This window comes from Streptomyces albus subsp. albus, assembly GCF_000725885.1.
Classification (GTDB): Bacteria; Actinomycetota; Actinomycetes; order Streptomycetales; family Streptomycetaceae; genus Streptomyces; species Streptomyces albus.
On sequence record NZ_JODR01000018.1, the window covers coordinates 167,111 to 187,199 of the forward strand.

Genomic DNA, 20,089 nt, shown 5'->3' on the forward strand with positions numbered 1-20,089 from the left:
CGGTGGACAGTTCGGTACCGCCGCGCGGTGCGGTGCCGGTGGACGGTGCGGTGCCGCCGGGCGAGGCGGCCGGGTCCGGCACGGACGGCACCGGCCCGGACACGGCCACCCGCGCCGACTCGGCCACCCGCGCGGTCACGCCCGCTGCCTCCGGTGCCGTTCCGGGCACTGGCCAGGCCACCGGCGCGGCCCCGGAGCGGGCCACCGGCCCGGAGACCGGCACGGACACCCGCTCGCAAGGTGCGCCCGGAGCGGGCCGCAAGAGTGCGCAGGGCGGGCGCAGTACACGCGACGCCGACGTGGACCTCCGCGAGGACGCTCACGTGGACATCCGCGAGGAGGCGCGCGAGGACGCCCACGAGACCGGCCCCGGCCACAACGCTCCCTCCCGCGACGAGGATGACGGCGCCGCACCGCGCGCCTTTCCCGGCCCCGGGAGCGCGCGCACGGCCGACGACTCCGCCGACGCGGCCGGCGACGGGACCGGCCCTGACGGTCCGTCCACCGACGAGGAGGACGACGACGGTGCCGCCTGGGGCCCGGAGGACGACCGTACCGAGGAGACGCTGCGCCTGCTGCGGGACAAGCGGCGGGCCCACCGTGGGCAGCGCCGCCGCGATCTGGCCGTCAGCGGATACGTGGCGCTGCTGTTCGCCGTCGGCTACGGGAGCACCCTGGGCTACCGCTTCGTGCGCGACCTGGAACACCTCGCCGCGCAGGACGGTGTGACCGAGGCGCTCCGGCGGGCCCTGCCGGCCGTACTCCTGCTGCTGGCCTGCGGGCTGGCGCTGCTCGCCGCGCGGGACGCCCTGTGGCGCGGCCCCGTGCTGGTCTCGCGCCCCGACCTGTCGTGGCTGCTGTCCCAGCCGTTGCGCCGGGAACGGATGCTGCGGCCGGTGTTCCGGTGGACGCTGGGCCTGCTGACGGCCGCCGGTGCGCTGTGCGCCGTCGGCGGTGCGGTGCTGCTGCGGCTGACCGGGCTGGCCGGGCTGGGGGAGGCGCTGGCGCTGTGTGCGCCCGCCGGTGTGTGCCTGCCGCCGCTGGCCGCCGCGCTCGCCCTCCAGGTGGAGCGCAGCGGGCGGGCGGCGGACCGGGTGCGCGCTCTGACGCCGTACGTCCTGCTGGCGGTTGCCCTGCTCGCGGGGCAGGCGGCGTGGGCTGCGGCGGGCCACCGGTCGACGGTCCTGGAGACGGCCGAACTGTGGTCCGGCCCCTGGGGGTGGGCGGCGCTGCCGGTGGTGCACGCCGTGACGGGGCAGGCGCCCGGCTGGCCGGTGGCCGTCGCGCTGCTGGCCGTCGCCGCGTCGGCGGCCGTGCTGCACGCCGACAAGGCGGCGGGGACGGTGCCGACCCGGCGGCTGCGGGCCCGCGCCGCGACCGTCGCCACCGTGACGTCCGTGCTGTGGTCCGCCGAACTGCGCGCCGCGCGGCTCGCCGTCACCGAAGCCCTCGCAGGTGGCACCACCGGCGCACGCCGCCGGCTGCGGGTGCCGCGCTCGCGCCGGCTCGCCGTCGTGTGGCGGGACGCCCTCGCCCTGCTGCGCGCACCGGAGCGGCTCGTCGCCGCCGCGCTGTGGCTGGGCGCCGGTGCCGGCACGGCCGCCCTCGCGGTGGCGCTGGACGGGGGAACCCGGCTGATCGTGCTGGCTGCCGCGCTGGCGCTCGGCTGGCTGGGCGTGGCCAGACTCGCGGAGACCGCGCGGCTGGAGACGGACGATCTGCGGCGCTCCTCGTGGTCACCGTTCCGGCTGCCCACTCTGCTGCTCATGCACGTGCTGGTGCCGGTGGCGGCCGGTGTGCTGCTCGCGCTGGCGGCTGCCGTGCCGTTCGCGCTGCAGGGCGGCGGCCGGGCACTGCTGCTGATGCCGCTGTGCGTACCGCCGTTCGCCGCCGCGGCGGTGCTGGCGGCGGCGCGCGGACCGGTGCGTACGGAACTGCTGTCGCTGGGGCTGGTGACGCCCGCCGGTGACGCCAGTGTCTTCGTCTTCCTCGGCTGGTACGCGGCTCCGTTCGTGTCCGCCGTGGGGCCGTTGACGGCCGCTCTCGGGCTGGGCGGAGTCCTCGACGCGGGGGCGCCGGTCTCGTCCCTCGTACGGCCCGTGGTGGTTGCCGCGGGGGTGACCGCGGTGTTGCTGTTCGCTGTCGTGCGGCGTGCGAAGGCGCTGGTGCGGCCGGCCGGCTGAGCGGTTTCAGCCGGCCGCCGGGGCCGGCAGGATCTGCCTCAGCAGCCCGCGCGGGTGCCCCCGGCGGCGCCATTCCCGCGGGTAGCCGACGGAGACCTCTTCGAAGCGGACCCCGTCGTGGTACGTGGTGCGGGGGATGTGCAGATGGCCGTAGACGACGGCGGCCACGTTGTAGGCGGTGTGCCAGTCGGCCGTCAGTTCCGTACCGCACCACTGGGCGAACTCGGGGTACCACATGACGTCGGTCGGCTCCCGCAGCAGCGGCCAGTGGCCGGCCAGGACGACAGGGGTGTCCGCGTCAAGAGCGTCGAGGCGCCGCCGGGTGGCCGCCACCCGCTCGCGGCACCAGGCGTCGATCGTCGGGTAGGGGTCGGGGTGGAGCAGATACTCGTCGGTGCACACGACACCGGCCTCGTGGGCCCGGGCCAGTGACTCCTCCTTGGTGCGCGTCCCGCGTACTCGGAAGGTGTAGTCGTACAGCAGGAACAGCGGCGCGATCACCACCTCGCCGTCCGGGCCCGACCAGCGCGCATAGGGGTCCTCGGGCGTCAGGATGCCCAGGGAGCGGCACAGTTCGACCAGGCGCGCGTACCGGGCGGCGCCCCGCAACTGGACGGCGTCGCCGCGCGGGGTCCACAGTTCGTGGTTGCCGGGTGTCCAGATGACGCGGGCGAACCGTTCGGCCAGCAGGCGCAGTCCCCATTCGATGTCGGCGAAGATCTCGGCGACGTCTCCGGCCACGATCAGCCAGTCCTCGTCCGTGTGGGGACGCAGTGACTCGGTGACCGGTCTGTTGTCGGCCATGCCCACGTGCAGATCGCTCACCGCCAGCAGGCGGCCTCGGCCCGATGTCATACGGCATTCCCCCCCCCTGATGGCCCACGCCGTCCCTGTGCCGCCCCGACGATAACCGCCGGGACCCCCGCGGCGCAGGACGGCCGGGAACGTCCGGGTGGACTACCGGCGTGCCCGGCGGGCTCGCGGCCCGCCGGGCGGCACGGTGCGGCCCCGGGAGCGGTAGACGATGTACGGGCGCACCAGGTAGCCCAGCGGCGCCGTGAAGGCGTGCACCAGCCGGCTGAACGGCCACAGGGTGAACAGCGCCATCGCCAGCAGTGCGTGCACCTGGTAGACGAGCGGGGCCTGCCGCATGGCCGCCACGTCCGGGTCGAGCGCGAAGAGGCTGCGGAACCACACGGACACGCCCAGCCGGTAGTCGTAGGAGCCGGAGATCCCGCTGGAGGCGGTCGCCGCCAGCCCGGCCAGCAGCACCACCAGCAGCACGGGCAGGACGACGCGGTCGCTGCGGCTGGTGGCGGCGCGCACGGCCGGTACCCGCAGTCTCCGCCACAGCAGCACCGTCAGGCCGGCCAGTGCGGCGAGACCGGCCGCCCCGCCCGCGATCAGCGCGTTGAGGTGGTAGACGTGCTCGCTCACCCGCAGCCGGTCCGTCACCTGTTCGGGGACCAGCAGCCCCAGAACATGGCCGCAGAACACGAAGAACAGTCCGTAGTGGAACAGCGGTCCGCCCACCCGCAGCAGCCGGCTCTCGTGCAGCTGGCTGGAACGGGTGGTGAAACCGAACCGGTCGTAGCGGTACCGCCATGCGGTGCCGCCCAGGAAAACGGCGAGCACCAGGTACGGCAGGACGCCCCACAGGGCGATGTGGAGGTGCGTCACCGGCGTGGGCCTTCCGTGCGGGAGAACAGTGTGCCTTCCGTGCGGGGAAACGGGACGGGGGCGGGCGTGCCGGGGGCGGGCGGCGCGGCGGTGCGCAGGCCGACGGTTTCGGTGGGCGGCCCCGACCGCGCCAGCGCCCGCACGGCGGCACGTTCGGCGCGCGGCGGGGCCGGCAGGGTACTCAGGACCGCGCCGAGCACATGACGGTAGGGGCTGCCGTACCGCGCCAGTGCCTCGGTCAGCAGGGTGAGCGCCGCCCGGTGGTCCGCCAGCAGCCGGCCACCCGGCTCAGGACAACGGGCCGCGAACTCCAGGACGCCCGGCAGGAAGTCGGGCAGCTCCCCCTGACTCACCTCCCAGCCGTGCTGTCGCATCAACGCCTTGAGGGCGGCCAGCGCGGCGCCCCGGGCGCGGGTGTCGCCGTGGGTGTAGTACGTGAGATGGAGGGTGCGCCGCCTGCTGCGGTCGAAAGTGGCCACATAGCGGGCGGCGGGCTCCAGCCCGGAGGCGTCCGCGGCCTCGGCGCAGAACCGCAGCAGCCCGGCACGGGAGGCGCAGGAGGCGGCGGGCACCTCTTCCAGCGTCGTGGTGACGGTCCGCAGCCGTGCCGGCCAGCCGTCGTCCGGGTAGCTCAGCAGGAGGGACGCGGCCTGGTGCACGAGCGGGGCGGTCATGAGCCGTCCCCGTTCCGGCGACGGGGGAAGAGACCGGCGGGCCGGCCTTTTCCGTTCCAGCCGAGCAGATTGAGCCGTCCGGCGGTGGGGGAGGCGCCCGTGTCGCGGGCCTGGGCGGCGGTCTGCGTCGGGATGTGTGCGAGCGGTGCCGTGGAGTGGAAGGTCTCCGCCGGGTCCGGGTACATACCGGGGCCGCCCTCGGTCTCGAGTCCGCAGCCTGTTGCGGCGGGGTCGCGTGGCGCCTCGCCCGTGTAGCCGGTGGGGATCACGTACCGCTCCTCGTACTTGGCCACTGCCAGCAGCCGGTACATCTCCTCCATGTCGGCGGCTTCCATGCCGACGGCCTCAGCCAGCCGCGGGTCGCGTTCCTCGCCGAGGTTGATGCGGCGCATGTACGAGCGCATCGCCGCCAGCCGGCACAGCGCCGCCTCGACGGGGCCGGTGTCGCCCGCGGTGAACAGGCCCGCCAGATACTCCAGGGGGATGCGCAGCGAGTCGATGGCGCCGAACAGCTTCGCGGGGTCCTCACCGTCGTGACCGTCGCGGGTGAGGGCCTCCACGACGGGGGAGAGCGGCGGCACATACCAGACCATCGGCATGGTGCGGTACTCCGGGTGGAGCGGCAGCGCGATCCGGTAGCGGCTGATGAGGGCCCGCACGGGGGAGCGGCGGGCGGCCGTCACCCAGTCGTGGGGAATTCCGGACTCCTCGGCGGCACGCGCCACCAGCGGGTCGTCCGGGTCGAGGAAGCAGGCCAACTGCGCCTCGTAGAGGTCCTTCTCGTCCGCGGTGGCCGCGGCCTCGCCCACCCGGTCGGCGTCGTACAGCATGACGCCCAGGTAGCGCAGGCGGCCCACGCAGGTCTCGGAGCAGACGGTCGGCTCGCCCGCTTCGATGCGCGGGTAGCATAGGGTGCACTTTTCCGCTTTGCCGGTGCGGTGGTTGAAATAAACCTTCTTGTACGGGCAGCCCGACACGCACATCCGCCAGCCGCGGCAGCGGTCCTGGTCGACCAGCACGATGCCGTCCTCGATGCGCTTGTAGAGCGCGCCCGAGGGGCAGACGGCCACACACGTGGGGTTGAGGCAGTGCTCGCAGATGCGCGGCAGGTGGAACATGAACGCCTGCTCGTACTCCAGCCGTACCCGCTCGCCGACCTCACCGAGCCGTTTGAGCACCGGATCGTCCGCCAGATGCGCGGGCCCGCCGCCCAGATCGTCGTCCCAGTTGGGCCCCCAGGTGATCTCGGTGTCGGTGCCGTCGATGAGGGAGCGGGGGCGCGCGGTGGGCAGATCGTCGCCGAGCGGGGCGGTGGTGAGGGTCTCGTAGTCGTAGGTCCAGGGCTGGTAGTAGTCGTCGAGGGCGGGCAGCTCCGGGTTGGCGAAGAGCCGGGCCAGCCTGCGGGCGCGGCCTCCGGTGCGCGGCACCAGCCGGCCGTGCGACAGCCGCCAGCCGCCCTTCCACCTGTCCTGGTCCTCGTGGCCGCGGGGGTATCCCTGGCCGGGACGGGTCTCCACGTTGTTGAACCACGCGTACTCGGTGCCGGGCCGGTTCGTCCAGGTCTGCTTGCAGGTGACCGAACAGGTGTGGCAGCCGATGCACTTGTCGAGGTTCATCACCATGGCGACCTGCGCCATGACCCGGCCTGCGGGGGCGCCCGCCATCCGGGAGTTGCCGGAGCGGAGGGTCTTCTTCCTCATGACGGTCAGAACTCCACGGGCTGGGTGCGGCGAGCGGATGACGGTGACGGCGTCACGCTGGTTGCCGGTCGGCCCGTAGTAGTTGGGCGCGAAGGACAACTGGGCGTGACCACCGATCAGATGGGTCGGCTTGATCAGGAGCTTCGTCAGCGCGTTGTGGACCCCGCCCCGGCGGCCCGTCGTCTGGGACTTGGGGACGTTCACCAGACGCTCCTGCACGTGGTACATGAACACCGTGCCGCGCGGCATCCGGTGCGAGACCACGGCACGGGCCGCCACGACGCCGTTGCCGTTGACCGCTTCGATCCAGTCGTTGTCGGCCACGCCGATCGCCTCGGCGTCCTCGACCGACAGCCAGACGACCGGTCCGCCGCGCGCCAGCGTCTGCATCAGCAGGTTCTCCTGGTACTCGGAGTGGATCGACCACTTCGAGTGCGGGGTGAGATAGCGCACGGTCACCGAACGGGAGCCGCCGTCCGCGCGGTCGGTGTGCTCGCCCAGTGCCGCCAGGTCCAGCGGGGGACGGTAGACCGGGAGCTGCTCACCCAGTTCGGCCATCCACGCGTGGTCCAGGTAGAAGTGCTGGCGTCCGGTGAGGGTGTGCCAGGGCTTGCGGTGCTCGGTGTTGACCGTGAAGGGGGAGTAGCGGCGGTCCGGGGCCTCCTTGCCCGACCATTCGAAACTGGTGCCCACCTGGACGGGACGGGTCTGGGTGTCGGAGAAGACCACACGCCGCTCGGCCACCGATGCGGCCAGGTCCTCCAGCCCGCTGCCGGGGCCGCACCGCCTGGCGAGCGCCTCCAGCCCCTGGGCGGCCAGCCGTCCGTTGGTGGTGCCGGAGAGCGCCAGGATCGCCTCGCACAGCTTCACATCCGTGTCCAGCAGCGGACGTCCCGCGGCCACCCCGTCCCGGGCGGTGCCGCAGCGGTCCGCCAGCCAGCGGCACTCCGCCTCCGGGCGCACGGTGACACCCCGTACGGTCATGCCCTCGCGTTCCGTCAGCGGCCCCAGGGCGGCGAGTTTGCGGGCGATAGCGGTGTAGTCACGCTCCACCACGGTGAATTCGGGCAGCTCGTGCGCGCCGGCCGGTGACGCGGCACCGTCCGGTCCGGGCGGAGCCCCGCGCGACGGCTGCGCTGTCTCGCCCGGGGTGTCGTGCTGGAGGGCGGTGGCCACCAGATCGTGGGCGACGCCGAGGCGGCCCTCGGCCAGTTCACCGACGCGGGCCGCCAGCCCGTGGAAGATCTCAAAATCGGTCCTGGCCTGCCAGGGCGGGCTGATCGCCGGGGAGAAGGCATGCACATAGGGGTGCATGTCCGTGCTGGACAGATCGTGCTTCTCGTACCAGGTGGCGGCCGGCAGCACGAGGTCCGCGTAGAGCGTCGTGGACGTCATCCGGAAGTCCAGCGCAAGCAGCAGGTCCAATTTGCCCCGCGGCGCCTCGGGACGCCAGGTCACCTCGCGCGGCCTGCGCCCCGGCGGTGCCTCGTCGGCCGCGGCGTTGTCGCTCGCGCCCAGCAGATGCCGCAGGAAGAACTCGTTGCCCTTCGCCGACGAGCCGATCAGGTTCGCCCGCCACACTGTCAGCACCCGGGGCCAGTTGGCGGGCGCGTCCGGGTCCTCGCAGGCGAAGCGCAGCGAGCCGTCGGCCAGCCGGGAGGCGACCCAGGCCCCCGGGTCGGCCCCGCTCTCCCGCACCCGCCGCCCCAGCTCCAGCGGGTTCTCCGAGAACGTGGGGTAGGAGGGCATCCAGCCCCTTCGTGCCGACTGTGCCACCAGGTCCACGGTGTGCAGACCGGTGAACAGCCCGCGCGCGGTCGGTGCGGTCAGCGCGTCCGCGCGGAAGCTCTCGTACCGCCACTGGTCGGTGTGGAGGAACCAGTAGGGGGTGCCCGCCATCTGCCGGGAGGGCCGCACCCAGTCGGCGGCCGTCTGCATCTGCTGCCAGCCGGCGTAGGGGCGTACCTTCTCCTGCCCGACGTAGTGCGCCCAGCCGCCGCCGTTGACGCCCTGGCAGCCGGTGAGGGCCAGCAGCGCCAGGAACGAGCGGTAGATGGTGTCGGAGTGGAACCAGTGGTTGGTGCCCGCGCCCATCACGATCATGCAGCGGCCCCGTGTCTTCTCCGCCGTGGTGGCGAACTCGCGTGCCGCGCGCACCACCGCGCCGGCCGGCACGGACGTCAGACGCTCCTGCCAGGCGGGCGTACACGGCTCCTCCGCGTCGTCGTAGCCCGCCGGCCACTGGCCGGGCAGCCCGGGACGGTGCACGCCGTAGCGGGCCAGCAGCAGGTCGTAGACGGTGGTGACGGTGCGGCCCGCGACGGTTGTCACCGGCACCGAACGGCGGACGGTGCCCACCGGGGCCGCTGCGTCCCCGGGCGCCCCGTCCGCGTCGCCGTGCGTGCTCTCGAAACGGGGCAGCACCGTCTCCACCGTCCGGCAGCCGTCCGCGTAGAGGCTCAGCAGGGGGTCCACGTCTCCCAGGTCGAGGTTCCAGCGCCCCTCGCCCTGTGGGGACCAGCGCTCTCCCAGCGTCCCGTTGGGCACCACCGGGGCACCGGTACGGCCGTCCAGCAGCAGGGGCCGCCACCGGTCGGCGGCATCACCCCCGGGCGCGAGATCCGCGGCCGTCACGAACGCGCCCGGCACGTGGCCGCCGTCATCCCCGGGCTCCATCTCCACGAGGAACGGCAGATCGGTGAAGCGTTTCACGTAGTCGGTGAAGCAGGGCACTTGGCGGCGCACGAAGAACTCCGTCAGCACCACGTGGCCCATGGCCATCGCGACCGCCCCGTCCGTCCCCGGGTGCGGATGCAGCCACTCGTCGGCGAACTTCGCCGCGTCCGAGTAGTCCGGGGAGACGACGACCACCTTCTGTCCCCGGTAGCGGGCCTCCGTCATCCAGTGCGCGTCGGGAGTCCGGGTCACCGGCACGTTCGAGCCCCACAGCATCAGATACGCCGCGTCCCACCAGTCACCCGATTCGGGCACGTCCGTCTGGTCGCCGAAGACCTGCGGCGAGGCGATCGGCAGATCCGCGTACCAGTCGTAGAAGGAGAGCATCGGGGCGCCGATCAGCGACATGAAACGGGCTCCGACCGCGTGCGAGGCCATCGACATCGCCGGGATGGGGGAGAAGCCCGCGATCCGGTCCGGGCCGTGGGCGACGAGAGTGTGCACATGCGCCGCCGCGGCGATCTCCAGGGCCTCGTCCCAGCCGATCCGCACCAGTCCGCCCTTGCCACGCGCGGCCTGGTAACGCCGGCGGCGTCCGGGATCGCCGGTGATCTCCGCCCAGGCGGCGACCGGGTCGCCCAGCCGCGCCCGCGCCTCGCGGTACATCTCCACCAGCACCCCGCGGGCGTGCGGGTAGCGGACCCGGGGGGGCGAGTAGGTGTACCAGGAGAACGACGCGCCCCGCGGACATCCGCGCGGCTCGTACTCGGGCCGGTCGGGCCCGACCGAGGGGTAATCGGTCTGCTGCGTCTCCCAGGTGATCAGTCCGTCCTTGACGTAGACCTTCCACGAGCACGAACCGGTGCAGTTGACCCCGTGGGTGGAGCGCACCACCTTGTCGTGGGCCCAGCGCTCCCGGTACGGCTCGTCGTTGACCCGCTGGTCGGGACGGTAGGCGGCGCGCAGGTCCGGTGTGGTGTCCGTGCGCCGGAGTGCCGTGCCTGCCGCGAGGAGCCGGTCGGCGGCCGTCATCGCGGCCCTCTCCGCTTTCTGACGCGCTGTGAGGCGTCGCATGGGAACCAACCCTTCTGGGCTCCGCTCGTGGGTGACACGGCGGACGCCCTTCCGCGATCCGGAACTCCCCCGCTCGGACCACAGCGTCCCGCGCGTTCCTGTGGAACACGCTGGCATTACGGGTTAGTTGGCCAACGCTATACCGAGTTTTCCGTCGGCTTTGCCGTTATTGTCGGCTTCCCCTACCGTGGGTTCACCCGGTGTTCGGATCTGCCGATCCGTCGGCGTACGCCGGGCGCCGTTCGAGGGTGAGAATCGCGAGATCGTCCTGCTGATACGGATGAGTGAACGCACGGACGTCGTCGCGCAGTGCCTGCGCCAGCCCCAGCACCGGGGCGCCGCTCGCCGGGGCGGCGGCCCCGCCGCCACCGGCCTCCCGGCCCCCGCCGTCCGGCGCCGCCCCCGCCGTTCCGCCCGCGTCCGCCGTACCGCCTGCCTCCGGCTCCGGCGCGCCGATCTTCGCCACGAGAGCGGCGAGCCGGTCGGCCAGCGGATAGAAGAGTCCGTCGCCGTCCCGTGCCTCCGAGAGCCCGTCCGTGTACAGCAGCAGAGTGGAATCCGGCGGAAACCGGAAGGTCTGCGCCGACCGCTCCTCGTCCACCAGCGACGCCAGCCCCAGCGGCACCCCGGTGTCCTCCAGGCGAAGCCGCTGCGGCGGGCCGCCGTCCCGCACCAGATAGGGCGGAAGATGCCCGCAGTTGACGGCCTGTGCCGTACCGCTGTCCAGCGGATCCACCGCGACGACCAGAGCCGTGACGAACCGCTCCTGCTCACCCGCGTGACGGGCGTACGCGTTGTGCCGGACCACCGACCGCTCCAGCGCCTCCACCAGCCCGCTCAGCGTCGGCTCCCGGTGCGCCGCCTCCCGGAAACCGCCCAGCACGGCGAACGCCACCCCCACCGCCGACAGCCCCTTGCCCTGCACGTCACCGATCAGCACCCGTGTGCCGTAGCGGGTGGCGGCCACGTCGTAGATGTCACCGCCGAAGAGCTTGTCCTCCTGGAGCGGCTCGAAGACACCGTCCACCCGCACCTGCGACGTCAGCTCCGGCAACGGATGCAGGATGTGCTGCTGGATGACGGCCGCCGTCGAACGCAGCCGCACCAGCTCGGAGTCCCGCGCGATGCGCCAGCGGCTGCCGTACACGGCCAGCCCGGCGAAGACCAGCGTCAGCGCCAGGGTCAGCCCGTCGTCGAGGTGGTAACCCGGCGACCGCGCGACCGACACCGCCACCGCCACCGTCGCCCAGGCAGAGGCGATCTGCGTCTGCCGCACAGTGCCCAGACTGGCGGCAATGGCGGGCAGGAAAATGAGCAGTCCGACCAGCCGCGTCTCCGACCCGGCCACCAGGCTCAGCGCAAGCACCAGCATCGTCAGGCCGAGGATCCACGCGAGGAACGCCCGGTTGGACAGCGACTTCGGCCGCCGCTCCACGGCGTCCCGTACCGGCAGCGCGGCAGGTCGCGGCTGCTTCACCGTCCTGTGCTGCTGTTTCATGGCCGTTCCTTGTGGTGCGGTGCTCCGACAGTGTGAGATCCGACCCTCCATCCTCACTCGTGCCCGCCTCCACGCCCGCTGCGACACCGCGTGCCGCCGCGATGAGTCGGCGGGCTACGGGTCGCGCTGCGCTTGGCCGGGGCCGGCGCCGCCCCGGCCCTTGGTCCCCTTGCCCTTGCGGTTCATGCTGTCGGCTGCCAGGCCCCTGGCGCCTGTCCCCTTGGTATCCAGGCCCTTGGGGGGTGGCGGCAGATGCGGGTTGGTGTCCCGCTGCCAGGAGGTCTCCAACGGTTCGGGGCTGTGCAGCGGGATGCCCGTCTCGACACTGCCGGTGGGCGGCCACTCCGGTCGCTGCTCAGGGGGCAGGGTGCGCAGTGCCTCACTCACACTGGAGAAGACCGGCAGCACCTCGGTGCTGCCGGTGAGGGCCAGGACCGCGGCGAGTCGCCGTCCCACACAGGCCAGCAGCAGGCTGCCCTCCCGCCGATGCAGCAGCCACCGCAGGGCGAGCAGACAGTTCAACCCCCGCGAGTCGCAGAAAACCAGGGCCGTGACGTCCAGGACGAGATGACGGTAGCCCGTCGCCACCACGGCGCCGATACGGTCCAGATAGAACTCCTCGGACGCCCGGTCCAACTCCCCGCTGAACCGGATCACCGCGCACTCGTCCTTGACGGTGATCGGGGTGATGGTCAGACGGTCGTTCTCCCGCGACCTCACTCCGCCTCCGTCCCCCGGCAGAGTGCCGGTGCTCTGCGTGTCCGTTCCCCGTGACGGACCCACGGCCTCCGAGTATCCCAAACCCCATTATTCGAACATTCTTTCCAGTGCGGTACCCGGCATATCCGGCACGGACACCTCTGGTCACAGGCTTCCCCGCCCCCGCCGAGCGCGACCGCCGCCACCCGGGACGGGCCCGTCGGCACCGCTCACTTCCCTGGACCGCGGCCGGACCGGGCAGCTCCGCCTCAGCCCCCGCGCGGCGCCGCTTCACGCATACGTTCTCCTTCACCGTGATCGTACGTCCCCGGGACGCCGTGCGACGGCGTCCCGGCGGTGTCCACCGGCCCTCCTTCCGCACCGGCCGTGACCCCGTCGTCCGGCCCGCGCCGCGGGCCCGTCGGACGACGGGCCGTCCGCACCCCGTGCCGCCCCGTCAGTTCCGCCGCGAACTGCGCACCGGCCAGCAAGGAGAGGTTGGACAGCCACAGCCAGATCAGGAACACCACGACACCGGCCAGTGAACCGTAGAGCCTGCTGTAGGTGCTCAAGGACGCATACAGCGTGAAGCCCGCCGACGACACCAGCCACAGCAACGCCGCCAGCACCCCGCCCGCCAGCCGGTGCCGCCGCGCCGCCGGAGTCGCCGGACCCGTGCGGAACACCACGACGACCAGCAGCGTCACCAGACACAGCAGCACCGGCCACCTGAGCAACTGCCAGGCAAGGGCACCCGCGCCGGCCAGCCCCAGCCGCACACCGACCATCTGCGCCAACGAGCCGGACAGCGTGAGCACCAGCACACTGGCCATCAGCAGCCCCAGCGCCGCCGACGCCGTCAGCACGATCCGGTGCGCCCTGCGCAGTACCGGCCGCCGGTCCTCCACCGCATACATCGCATGCAGTGCCCGCCGGAAGACCGCCAGATAACTGGAGGCCGACCACAGCGCGCTGACACACCCCACGACCACCACGGTCAGGGCCGCCGACCGCTGGTCCGCCATGTCCCGCAGGGCATGGTGCAGCGATTGCCCCGCCTGCGCCGGCGCCCAGGCGGTGATGTGCTCGATCAACGCGTCCGTGGCCGCCGGACTCACCAGCCCGATCAGCGAGACGGTCACCAGCAGCGCCGGCAGGAGCGCCAGCATCGCGTAGTAGGTGAGGGCGGCGGCCCAGTCCGACACATCGTCGTTCCACATCGACACCGGTGTCCGCCGCAGCGCGGCCCGCCAGTCGGGAGGGGGCTGTGCTGCTTTCCCCTCGGGGAGCGCCTGGGGCCTTGCCATATGTCCTTCCTCGCCAGCCGGACGGTGTGTCACGCGTCGGGCACTCGCCTGCCGTCGGGCCCGGGGTCGCGAGCACCGCCGCTCGTCACAGGGCGCGACGCGCGCGGTGTGAGCGTACGCTCACCCGGACTTCCGCCCGCACCCGGCGCGGCGCCACCGAGGCGCGCGCCTCGGCGAGCGTCTCCTCCGAGAGCTGCCGCAGCACCGCGCGCGGCTCCGCGCCGGGTTCCAGACGCAGACGTATCCGCGCCCGCAACTCCTCCGGACCGCCCCGGACCCGCACCCGGCCGTCGGCCACCGAGGGCAGTGCGCACACGTCACGGGTCAGCGCATCCGCCAGAGCACGGGTCCGGATGGTGACGTCCGGACGGGCGAGCGTGAGCAGAGCCGGCCCCGCCCGTCCGGCCGCCGCCTGGGACCACAGCACCAGCAGCGAGGCCAGCAGCACCGTGGCGGCCCCGGCGATGACCACCGGCGTCCACCAGCCCTCGTGCCGCAGTTCGCCGAGGCCGGCCCGGTCCAGCAGCACGGAACCCGGTTGGGCGGACGGCCACCAGGAAGGCAGCCGCTCCGCCACCACGGACCAGGAACTCACACCGAGAAGACCTCCTGCCAGCAGCACGGCACCGCACAGCGCCAGCAGTGTCCGGTTCACGACATGGTGCGGGCTCATAGGTCATCTCCTCCTTCCCGGCCGAACGGTCCCGGCCCCCCGGGCACCGGCTCCGCGTCAGACCGCGTCACCTCCGGCAGGTGACCGGTCTCTTCTGCGCGCTCTCTTGCCGCCGTGGTGCGTTCGCCGCCCTGCCGGGCGACGGGCGTGGTCTGGGGCAGTGAAAGGGACCCGCCCGGGGCGGGGGTGTCCCCGGGCGGGCGCCAGTGGGGCTCGGGCCGGACGGTGACCCGCAGTTGCGGCGGGCGGGACGGCCCACAACCGCGCAGTGCCTCCTGCGCCGCAGCGAGTATCGCCTCATCCGCCCCCGAGGGCTCACCGAAGGCGATCCGGGCCCTGACCCGGAGGCGCCGCCTGCCGCAGCGGACCACGACACGGCTTACGCCCTCGATGCCGACGGCGGCGTCCCGCACCAGTGCGGCCACCGCGGTCCGCTCCAGTACGACTCGCGTGCTCCCGTCCGGGGGCAGGGCCGGCAGCAGGCTCCGCCGCCCCGGCGTGCAGGCCAGCCACAGCAGCCACAGCGACACCACGGTGGCCGTCGCTCCGCCGGCCACCACGACCGGATCCCCTGGCCCGTGGCGGGACAGCCACGAGACCAGCTCCATCCGCCAGGAAGCCGGGGAGTGGGAGCCGGCGTGCACGGACACCACGTCCGCCAGCAGCACGGCGCCGCCCATGGCACCCAGCAGCGCCAGGGCCGCCACCGGCAGTCTCCGCCGCGACCAGGGTCGCCATGATTCCCCGTTGTGGGGAGGGGCCTTTCCTGCGGAGGTGCTTGCTGCGTCTGGGGAGTTCGCGGAGCCCGGGGTCTCCGTGGTGCCGACAGCGCAGTTCGCGGGGTTCTTTGTGGTGCTGGTAGGGGTCGGTGGGGCAGGTGTGGCGTTCGCAGCGCTGGTGGGATGCGCGGCGTCTGCGATGTTCGCGGTGTCGGCGGAATCCATGGAGTTCGGAGTGTTCGCAGAGTGCGGCGGGGCGTTCGAAGGGAGCGGGGCCTTCGGAGGGGGCAAGGGGTTCGCGGCGTTCCCGGAGCTGTCGGCGTTCGGGGTATCCGTGGACCGGTCGGAGCCTGTGGCTTCCCCGGGCCGGTGGGGGCCCACGGTCGCCACGGGGCCGGTGGTGTCCTCGGGCTCCGTGGTGGAGCGTGCGGTAGGCCGGGCGGGGGACGGGTGGCGTACCAGGCGGCTGATCCTTAGATCCGCCTCGGCCACCGGAAGACCGGTCAACTGGGAGGTTCGTTCGCTCACATGCCGGCGGACCCGGGCGCCGGTCTCCTCCAGGGCTGTGGGGTAGGGCAGGGCCACGCTGACAGACAGGTGGGCGCGTCCGCCCTCGACAGAGGCGGAGGCGTCCACAACCTCTACTTTTCCGGGCGCCAGCGCCTCGGTGGCGGCACGCTGGGCGATCCGCCGGATTGCGCGGTCAGCGATGAGGGTGGCTCCCCTGTGGCCCGGGCCGGTCACCGTCGCCTCCGGTCGGCTCCCCGCAGGACCTCCCGCCAGTCGAGGCCACCGTCCACCATCCGGCCGACCGCGAACCCGATCGTCCCCAGCGCTGCCACCAGTAGGAACGCCCCGAAGCCGCCGAACCAAGCGGCGAATGCCAGGGCCATGCCCACCATCAGACCGACCAACGCTGTGTTCACCCTGTCCCTCCTCGCGTCGTCGTGCGTTCTCGTCACCGCTCCCGTCCCCTCCCGGAGCCGGGCCGGTCATTCCACGCGGGTGTCGGGGCCGGAGTCCTCTTCGTCCGGCAGATGGATGTCGTTGATCGCCACGTTGACTTCGACGACCTCCAGACCGGTGATGCGCTCCACCGCGGAGATCACGTTCTCCCTCACGTCACGGGCCACGTCCATGATCGGGACGCCGTACTCCAGTACCAGGTCGAGATCTATGGCCGTCTGACGTTCCCCCACCTCGACCTTCACGCCGCGGCCCACGTTGGGGCGGCCACCGGGCACTCGGTCGCGGACGGCGCCGAGGGTGCGGGAGAAGCCGCCACCCATGTCCCAGACGCCGGGGATCTCCCGGGCGGCCATACCGGCGATCTTGACCACCACCACGTCCGCGATGGTCGTCCTGCCGCGGTCGGGCGCCGGTTCCTTCGGGCCCCGGCCGCCGTCGCCGACCGTCGTGGTGCCGAGCGTGGTGTCGGGCGTCCCGGCCTCATTCCCCTTCTTATGCGCGGGCGTTGCGGTGTTCTGCGGTGCCGTCATCGTGGCCTCCTCGATGGGCTCGGGTCCTGCGTGTCCGCAGTGCCGACACGCGCCTCCACTGCTTCCGACACATCCCCACCGGATCCGTTACGCGGATCCCGCAAAGAAATTTCGGGCAGTTCGGAAGGCGAAGCCGCGTAACGCGAGCGGGGGGTGGTGTGTCGAACCTGCGGAGGCGAAGGGAAGGAGCCGCCGTTGCCGGGGGATGAGAAGAAGAGGCCGCCAGCGGACGCGGAGGGCGCGGAGGACACCGTGCGCGACGCGCTGCTGGCGGTGCGGGCGAGGGAGGGCGATGACGAGGCCTTCGAGGTCCTCGTGCGTCGTTATGCGCCCGCGCTGCTGCGGCTCGCGACACGGCTGCTCGGCAGCCGGGCGGAAGCCGAGGACGCCGTGCAGGAATCCTTGGTGAGCGCATGGCGAAAACTGCCCGAGTTCCGGCAGCAGGCCGAGTTCGGGACGTGGATGTACCGCATCGTGAGCAACCGCTGTCTCAACGTGCTGCGGGCCCGACGGCCCGTCGCAGGGCTCGACAGCATTCCGGAACCGGCCGCTCCCGAGCACTTGGTCTCGCCGGAGAGGTCGGCCGAGTCGCAGGCGGCGGCCAAGGCACTGTTCGAGGCCCTGGCACGGCTGTCGCCCGAGCAGCGCGTGTGCTGGGTGCTCAAGGAAATGGACGGGCTGTCCCATGAGGAGATCGGGGAAATGGTCGGAATCCGGCCGGAGGCGGTCCGGGGCCGTGTCTTCCGTGCACGGCGCTGTCTGACGGAGGCGATGGGAGCATGGCGATAAACGACGAGACGCAGGGGAACCGCCCCATGGACGGCCCGGAGACTACCCCCGTGACCGGCCGGGGCGGGCTGCCCGGGGGGCCCGGCGGGACGATCCCGGCGCAGGCCGCCTCAGTCATGGGTGAGAAAGGTGCAGTTGTGCACAGGAGGGAGGACGAGGGGGACGACGAGCGGCTGCCGTGCGGACTGCTGCTCTCGGATGTCTGGGACGCCGCGGACGAGGGAGGCGGTGACGTGCATCTGTCCCAGTGCCCGCACTGCTCCGCCGCCCGCGCCGAACTCGGGCTGCTGGGGGAAGCGGTGCGGGACGTCCTGGCCGCGGAGGCCGACGATGCGGCCGAGGGGGCCTGGGACGTCGGCGGACTGACCGAGCGGGTCATGGATGTGGTGCGGATGGAGTTGCGGCCCGGCCGTCCGCTGCCGCTGGGGGGCCGGCACGACCTCTGGATGACTGAGACGGCGGTGGCCAGGACCGTCCGGGCGGCGGTGGACGGCCTCCACGGTGTGTATGCAGGCTCCTGCCGTATCGGACCCCTGCCGGAGTGGACCGGACCCGCGGTGCCGGGACCGGGGTCTGCCGCGGCGCGGAGTGCGGGGTCGGGCGCGGCTGCTACCCGCCCGGGTACCGGATCGCAGCAAGGTTCGGTACCAGGACCGGATCCGGAAGCGGGAGCGGAGTCGGCGCCCAGGGCAGGCTCGGCACCGGAGCAGGACTGCGCGCGAGCATCGCGCTCGGGGCCCGGGGCGGGCTGCGCGCAAGGACCGGGCTCGGCGCCTGGGGTGGACTCGGGACCGGAGCCGGGCTGTGTACGGGGGCCGGGTTCGGGACCGGAGCCGGGCTGTGTACGGGGGCCGGGTTCGGGACCGGAGCCGGGCTGCGCACGGGGGCCGGGTTCGGGACCGGAGCCGGGCTGCGCACTGGGACCGGACTCGGGACCGGAGCCGGGCTGCGCACTGGGACCGGACTCGGGACCGGAGCCGGGCTGCGCACGGGGACCGGGTTCGGGACTGGAACCGGGCTGCGCACGGGGACCGGACTCGGGACCGGAACCGGGCTGTGTCCGAGGACTGGGTTCGGCGCCTGGGGCGGACCCGGCACCGGAGCCGGGTTGCGCGCGAGAACCGGGCTCGGGACTGGAACGGGGCTGCGCGCAAGGACCGGGCTCGGCGCCCGGGGCGGGCTCGGACTTGGAAGGGGGTTACGCACGAGAACAAGGCTCGGTATCGGAACCGGGCTGCGTGCAAGGACCGGACCTGGCGCCCGGGGTGGGCCCGGCACCCGGACCGGGCTCCGCACCAGAACCCGGCCCGGCGGCACGACCCGGTGCAGCAACCGAGCCGCGTTCGGCATCCGAGCAGGGTTCGGTACCCGAGCCAGGTTCGGCGCTCGGGCTCGATGCAGCGACCCGCCGAGGCTCGGTGCTCGGGTCGCCTTCGGCGCCAGGGGCGGGTCGGGAAGCAGAGACGGGCTCGGGGCCGGCGCGGGGTTCGGGGCACCGGCGTGGCGTGGCGGTCGTCGAGCTGGAGGTGGCCGTCTCGGCTCCCGTCCCGCTGCGCGAGGTCGCCGACGAGGTACGGGAACGGGTCCGTGCCGCGGTCGACGGAGAGCTGGGGCTGGAGGTGGAAACCATCGACATCCGGATCACGGATATCTGGACCAGCGAGGACGACGGCGTCTGGACGGCCCGGCCGCGGTCGGCCGGAACGGTCCGCGGTGCGGTCTCCGGCGCGGGCGCGGAGGACGCCCCGGCGCGGCGGCGCGGTGGCGAAGGGGACGGCTGATGGCGCAGGGCGAACGGGAGGAGAGGGGCGCCGGCCGCCACGGCGGCGGTCGGCCGGGTGCTGGGGTGGTCGTTCGGGTGCCGGGGTGGTTTTCCTGAGACCGGGGCCGATCCGGTCGGGCGCGTGGCGTCGGCGTCCGCCGTGGAGGGTCGTCCGGCGCCGCCGTCCGGCGCCGCCGTCCGGCGCCGCCGTCCGCCAGGCCCTGGGGCGGGTGCGCGGGTCCGCCCCGGTACGCCATGGACGGCGGAGGTACATCTGATGGCCCGGCGCGGCCACCGGGCTTTGGACGGCACTCGTGCGATGCGCTCCTTGGTTGCCGATTCCCTCGGAGAAACCCCTGTTCATGTGAGGGGCATCGGCTCCGGAATCGGCTGAGCCCCGTTACGGATGTGAGGAGATGCATGAAGACCGAGACGCCGGGTAACTGACCCTGCGTCCGCCGGAGCGTTCACACGGGGCACCCTACGGCGGACGGCGAGGCAATACGCGCCCGCGTAGGGCCTCACCGGGAGAGGAAAGACCCCCACATTCGCGGGTCTGCTTTCAGCGGCATCGGCCCTGCGGAGACGGGAGACAACGTATGGATCAGGCAACAGCCTTGCACGACGAGGAGGAGGACCTTCCCCCGGTCAGCACCCACACCACCTGTGTGACCAGCAGCTTTCAGGCGCGTCAGCTGACTCGGGGGTTCCTTGCCACTCTCTCGCCCGCGCCCACTCCGGAAACGACCGAGACGGTCCTGTTGGTGGTCTCCGAGTTGGTGACCAATGCGCTGCGGTACGGCAATGGGGTCACCGACTTCCGCCTCAGTTCCCTGCACGACACTCTGCTGGTCGAAGTCGGGGATTCCAGTTCCGCGCTTCCCAGGGAACGTGCTCCGCAGACTTTCGAGGAAGGAGAAGGCGGCGGGTTCGGCTGGCCCATCATCCGACACCTGGCGCGGGACATCACCATCAGACTGCGCCGCAACAACGGAAAGATCATCTACGCGGGTATTCCGCTGTGAAGCTTTTCCCGTAGTTCCCGAGGGTGCGCAGTCCGACACGGTACGCAGTCCGACACGGTGCGCAATCCGGCGCGGTGCGCAATCCGGCGCGGGGTGCATTCCTGCATAGGTCCGTGTTCCTGCACGATCTC

The 20,089-nt window shown here is 72.7% G+C and carries 16 protein-coding genes and 1 pseudogene; 4 read left to right on the plus strand and 13 right to left on the minus strand.

Annotated elements, in window-relative coordinates:
• Positions 1 to 2 precede the first annotated feature (2 nt).
• On the plus strand, positions 3 to 2,183 hold the full coding sequence (locus tag IO40_RS0121595; protein WP_135566880.1) for a DUF6297 family protein: 2,181 nt from the start codon (positions 3 to 5) through the stop codon (positions 2,181 to 2,183).
• 6 nt (positions 2,184 to 2,189) lie between these two features.
• Here the strand turns inward: IO40_RS0121595 and IO40_RS0121600 are convergent, their stop codons facing one another.
• The 12 genes and pseudogenes from IO40_RS0121600 to IO40_RS0121660 all read right to left on the minus strand — a co-directional run bounded on the left by IO40_RS0121600 (position 2,190) and on the right by IO40_RS0121660 (position 16,382).
• A complete protein-coding gene (locus IO40_RS0121600) occupies positions 2,190 to 3,038 on the minus strand; it encodes a metallophosphoesterase family protein (protein WP_016470789.1) in 849 nt (282 codons plus the stop codon).
• Between the two features lie 102 nt (positions 3,039 to 3,140).
• A complete protein-coding gene (gene narI / locus IO40_RS0121605) occupies positions 3,141 to 3,863 on the minus strand; it encodes a respiratory nitrate reductase subunit gamma (protein WP_016470790.1) in 723 nt (240 codons plus the stop codon).
• Positions 3,860 to 4,537 carry a nitrate reductase molybdenum cofactor assembly chaperone gene (gene narJ / locus IO40_RS0121610; RefSeq protein ID WP_031175957.1) on the minus strand — a complete coding sequence of 226 codons (678 nt, stop codon included), beginning with the start codon at positions 4,535 to 4,537 and terminating at the stop codon, positions 3,860 to 3,862. Before narJ ends, narI begins: the two co-directional genes overlap by 4 nt.
• Positions 4,534 to 6,201 carry a nitrate reductase subunit beta gene (gene narH / locus IO40_RS0121615; RefSeq protein WP_199789935.1) on the minus strand — a complete coding sequence of 556 codons (1,668 nt, stop codon included), beginning with the start codon at positions 6,199 to 6,201 and terminating at the stop codon, positions 4,534 to 4,536. The genes narJ and narH overlap by 4 nt, the downstream gene beginning before the upstream one ends.
• 41 nt (positions 6,202 to 6,242) lie before the next feature.
• A pseudogene (locus IO40_RS33895) lies at positions 6,243 to 9,987 on the minus strand (nitrate reductase subunit alpha).
• Between the two features lie 193 nt (positions 9,988 to 10,180).
• Positions 10,181 to 11,485 (minus strand): PP2C family protein-serine/threonine phosphatase, encoded by a 1,305-nt coding sequence (locus IO40_RS0121625; RefSeq protein ID WP_016470794.1) that lies wholly within the window; start codon positions 11,483 to 11,485, stop codon positions 10,181 to 10,183.
• A gap of 114 nt (positions 11,486 to 11,599) precedes the next feature.
• The gene (locus IO40_RS0121630; RefSeq protein ID WP_016470795.1) at positions 11,600 to 12,205 is read right to left on the minus strand and encodes an STAS domain-containing protein; all 606 of its coding nucleotides are present in this window, start codon (positions 12,203 to 12,205) and stop codon (positions 11,600 to 11,602) included.
• Positions 12,206 to 12,453: 248 nt separating this feature from the next.
• Positions 12,454 to 13,491, minus strand: a complete 1,038-nt coding sequence (locus tag IO40_RS0121635) for a YihY/virulence factor BrkB family protein (protein ID WP_016470796.1) — start codon at positions 13,489 to 13,491, stop codon at positions 12,454 to 12,456.
• 85 nt (positions 13,492 to 13,576) lie between these two features.
• Positions 13,577 to 14,164: an Asp23/Gls24 family envelope stress response protein gene (locus IO40_RS0121640; protein ID WP_016470797.1), complete on the minus strand. Its 588-nt coding sequence runs from the start codon at positions 14,162 to 14,164 to the stop codon at positions 13,577 to 13,579.
• Positions 14,161 to 14,871: a DUF6286 domain-containing protein gene (locus IO40_RS0121645; RefSeq protein ID WP_051173536.1), complete on the minus strand. Its 711-nt coding sequence runs from the start codon at positions 14,869 to 14,871 to the stop codon at positions 14,161 to 14,163. Before IO40_RS0121645 ends, IO40_RS0121640 begins: the two co-directional genes overlap by 4 nt.
• Positions 14,872 to 15,623: 752 nt before the next feature.
• Entirely contained in the window at positions 15,624 to 15,809 is a 186-nt protein-coding gene (locus IO40_RS0121655) for a hypothetical protein (protein WP_016470799.1), read from the minus strand.
• Between the two features lie 66 nt (positions 15,810 to 15,875).
• Positions 15,876 to 16,382, minus strand: coding sequence for an Asp23/Gls24 family envelope stress response protein (locus tag IO40_RS0121660; RefSeq protein WP_016470800.1), 507 nt, complete (start codon positions 16,380 to 16,382; stop codon positions 15,876 to 15,878).
• A gap of 252 nt (positions 16,383 to 16,634) precedes the next feature.
• On the opposite strand from IO40_RS0121660, the gene IO40_RS0121665 reads away from it, so the two are divergent.
• Positions 16,635 to 17,171 (plus strand): RNA polymerase sigma factor, encoded by a 537-nt coding sequence (locus tag IO40_RS0121665; RefSeq protein WP_031026319.1) that lies wholly within the window; start codon positions 16,635 to 16,637, stop codon positions 17,169 to 17,171.
• A gap of 110 nt (positions 17,172 to 17,281) precedes the next feature.
• Here the strand turns inward: IO40_RS0121665 and IO40_RS39690 are convergent, their stop codons facing one another.
• A complete protein-coding gene (locus IO40_RS39690; protein ID WP_055575291.1) occupies positions 17,282 to 17,608 on the minus strand; it encodes a hypothetical protein in 327 nt (108 codons plus the stop codon).
• Positions 17,609 to 18,676: 1,068 nt separating this feature from the next.
• Between IO40_RS39690 and IO40_RS0121675 the strand changes: the two genes are divergently transcribed.
• A complete protein-coding gene (locus IO40_RS0121675; protein WP_030405968.1) occupies positions 18,677 to 18,952 on the plus strand; it encodes an Asp23/Gls24 family envelope stress response protein in 276 nt (91 codons plus the stop codon).
• A gap of 580 nt (positions 18,953 to 19,532) precedes the next feature.
• On the plus strand, positions 19,533 to 19,958 hold the full coding sequence (locus IO40_RS0121680) for an ATP-binding protein (protein ID WP_016470804.1): 426 nt from the start codon (positions 19,533 to 19,535) through the stop codon (positions 19,956 to 19,958).
• Positions 19,959 to 20,089: the final 131 nt, after the last annotated feature.

Excerpts from the sequence above, each read along its gene's own strand:
- IO40_RS0121600 (WP_016470789.1), bottom strand. The coding sequence starts at position 3,038 with ATGACATCGGGCCGAGGCCGCCTGCTGGCGGTGAGCGATCTGCACGTG.
- narJ (WP_031175957.1), bottom strand. The coding sequence starts at position 4,537 with ATGACCGCCCCGCTCGTGCACCAGGCCGCGTCCCTCCTGCTGAGCTAC.
- narH (WP_199789935.1), bottom strand. The coding sequence starts at position 6,201 with ATGGCGGGCGCCCCCGCAGGCCGGGTCATGGCGCAGGTCGCCATGGTG.
- IO40_RS0121625 (WP_016470794.1), bottom strand. The coding sequence starts at position 11,485 with ATGAAACAGCAGCACAGGACGGTGAAGCAGCCGCGACCTGCCGCGCTG.
- IO40_RS0121635 (WP_016470796.1), bottom strand. The coding sequence starts at position 13,491 with ATGGCAAGGCCCCAGGCGCTCCCCGAGGGGAAAGCAGCACAGCCCCCT.
- IO40_RS0121640 (WP_016470797.1), bottom strand. The coding sequence starts at position 14,164 with ATGAGCCCGCACCATGTCGTGAACCGGACACTGCTGGCGCTGTGCGGT.
- IO40_RS0121660 (WP_016470800.1), bottom strand. The coding sequence starts at position 16,382 with ATGACGGCACCGCAGAACACCGCAACGCCCGCGCATAAGAAGGGGAAT.
- IO40_RS0121680 (WP_016470804.1), top strand. The coding sequence starts at position 19,533 with ATGGATCAGGCAACAGCCTTGCACGACGAGGAGGAGGACCTTCCCCCG.